Source organism: Streptomyces torulosus (assembly GCF_001419765.1).
GTDB classification, from domain to species: domain Bacteria; phylum Actinomycetota; class Actinomycetes; order Streptomycetales; family Streptomycetaceae; genus Streptomyces; species Streptomyces torulosus.
Map to the genome: position 1 here is coordinate 1 of NZ_LIRK01000880.1, position 2524 is coordinate 2524.

Consider the following 2524-nt stretch of genomic DNA (forward strand, 5'->3'; position numbering starts at 1 on the left):
ACGTCGACGTGCGCTGAACCGCCGGTCGCCCGGCCCCTGCTGTCCGGGGCGTGCCGGGCGCCCGGCGGTGGGGAGGCGTCGGGCGAGGAGCCCTCGCGGCCGAACAGGATCAGGGAGACGATCAGCAGGCCCAGGGCGACCAGTACGGTCACGTTCGGTCGGTTCCCGCGGCGGGTCGGTCCCGGACCGGTGCCGCCGGGATAGGAGGGATGGGCTGCCATTGGACACCACCTCACAAGGCACGGCAGCGGAACGGGCGGGGCGGGGGACGGGAGCCGGGCGGCCGGGCCGCCACACGATGTACGGTGTGACGGCCGCGGCCGCTATCGGGCCGGATATCGCGCCGGGCATGGATCAGGCCGCGCTTCCGCCGATGTTCTTGCGGCGCAGGGCGTACATGCCGGTGCCCGCGACCGCGAGGACCGCCAGCCCGCCGGCGGTCATGGCCGGTNNCTTGTCGTGGTCGCCCTTCCAGCCGCCCTTGTCGTGGTCGCCCTTCCAGGACTCCTTGTCACCGCTGTCCTTCCACGACTCCTTGCCGTGGTCGCCGTAGCCGCTCTCCTCGTGACCTCCGGCCTTCTGCTTGTCCTCGTCGCCCCAGGACTTCTCTGCCTTGTCCTCGGAGGTCCACTCGTCGTTCTGGGCCGCGGTCAGGGCGCCGCCACCGGTGTGAACGCCGCCGCGGGGGCCGTCGTGCCTGCCGTCCTTGTGGTGCTCCTTGCTGTACCCATGGTCCTCGCGGTCCCACTCGTTCCCGTCGGCGTAGGCGCCGGGGGCGGTGATGGCGAGGACGGCCGTGGCCGCCGCTGTCGCAAAAAGCATGCGGGCTGAACGCATTTGATGGTCCTTCCGCCATGACCGGGCAGCTGGTGCTTCGTCAGCTGAAGGGACCCGGCCTTGACGTGATCAACCGTCAGTCGGTTTTCCGCTCGCCACCACTCAAGGCGCTCAGCCGGGTGAACCCGGCTGCCCGCGACCTCCCTTGACCACCCGTTCGGCTCCGGCCGCGCCCCCTCGGGCCGCCGGGGCGGCCCGAGGGGGCGGACGGCGGCGGAAGGGGGAGTCAGTGGTAGGCGTGGACGACGGCGTGGCCCTTGCCGCGGCCGATCATCCACTTGTTGACCGGCGTGGTGATCAGGAACGCGACCGCGAACCCGCCGAGGAGCGCCGACCAGAACAGCCCGTCGGAGAGGTGGGCGTCCATCGCTCCCGGAGTCAGGGCGATGATCGCGTTGTCGACCAGCTCCATCACGGCGATCGAGACGGTGTCGGCGGCCAGCGCCACCTTGATCGCGCCCCGCAGGTCCAGGCCCGCGCGGCGTACCGCGAACAGGGTGAAGGAGTACCCGAAGACGAACGCGAGGGCGATGGCCAGCACCATCGTCGGCGCGTTGCCCCACCGCAGGGCCGTGCCGACGACCATCCCGAGGATCTCCCCGATGGCGCACCCGGTCAGGCAGTGCAGCGTCGCTTTCACCGCCATGCCCCAGGACGCTCCGCCGTGCCCGCCGGGGGCCATCGAGTGATCGGCGTGCCCTTCGTGTCCCTCGTGCGCGGCGTGGCCGTGCGCGCCGCCGTCATGGTGAGCGCTGTGGTCCATGACCTGTCATCCCCGTCCTCGTCCGTGGTGATCCGTCCTCGACACTCCGCACACTATACCCCTGGGGGGTATATGGCGAGGGGGTGGGCGTCCCGCGTCGGCCCCATCCGTCACGTAGTCCCACTTCCCCGCTGAGTCGGATCGCCGCCCCTCACGTACTAAGGAGATACGTAGTGGTCGACGAGCGGTGGTGGCGATGTGACGGGACACCTTCTGGGCTGGACGCTGGTGGTGCTGGGAGCGGGGGCAGCCCTCGGGAACCTCGTCCGGATGGCGCTGGTCGACGGCTGGGCCCGGTTCGAGGCGGGAGCCGAGGTCGCCATGGGCGCGGGCATGGCCGTGATGGCGGCGCCCCCGACGGCCCTCCACTACGGCACGTACGGCCTGTGGTGGGCGGCGGTCTTCGCCCTGTTCTGCCTCGGGGGCGTGGCCCTCTCCGTACGGCACGTCAGGCGGGGCGGGATACGGCAGCTGGGGCACGGGGCGCATCTCGTGATCGGCAGCGCCGCCATGGTGCTCATGACCCTGGCCATGCCTGGCGAGAGCACCGGGCCGACCCTCGCCCTGGGCGCCTCCGGACACGGACACGGGCACGGGGCGATGGCCGGCATGCAGGGCGTGGGCGGCGGGCACGGGGTGACCGAGGCCGCCGCGTCCTCGGGCTCCGCCGTCCTGTGGCGCGCCGCCTTCTGGGCGCTGGCCGCCTACTTCGTGTTCTTCGTGGCCCTGGCCGTACGGGCCCATCTGCGCGGCCCGGTCGCGCCGCCCGATGCGCCCGCTCCGAGGGCCCGTCACCGCCGCGCCGCCCGTACTCCGGCGGTGCTCTCGGCGTCGAACGCCCGCCTGGCCGGTCATATCGGCATGGGCGGCTCGATGGCGACGATGCTGCTGATGATGACGGCGTGACGGCGTGACGGCGTGACG

General features: G+C 72.1%; 2 protein-coding genes. One reads left to right on the plus strand and one right to left on the minus strand.

What is annotated here, in order from left to right; all coding sequences use genetic code 11:
- Window positions 1-1063: 1063 nt before the first annotated feature.
- Window positions 1064-1600, minus strand: a complete 537-nt coding sequence (locus AOK23_RS41805) for a DUF4396 domain-containing protein (RefSeq protein WP_055717620.1) — start codon at window positions 1598-1600, stop codon at window positions 1064-1066.
- 198 nt (window positions 1601-1798) lie between these two features.
- On the opposite strand from AOK23_RS41805, the gene AOK23_RS41810 reads away from it, so the two are divergent.
- Window positions 1799-2506, plus strand: coding sequence for a DUF5134 domain-containing protein (locus tag AOK23_RS41810; protein ID WP_055717621.1), 708 nt, complete (start codon window positions 1799-1801; stop codon window positions 2504-2506).
- Window positions 2507-2524: the final 18 nt, after the last annotated feature.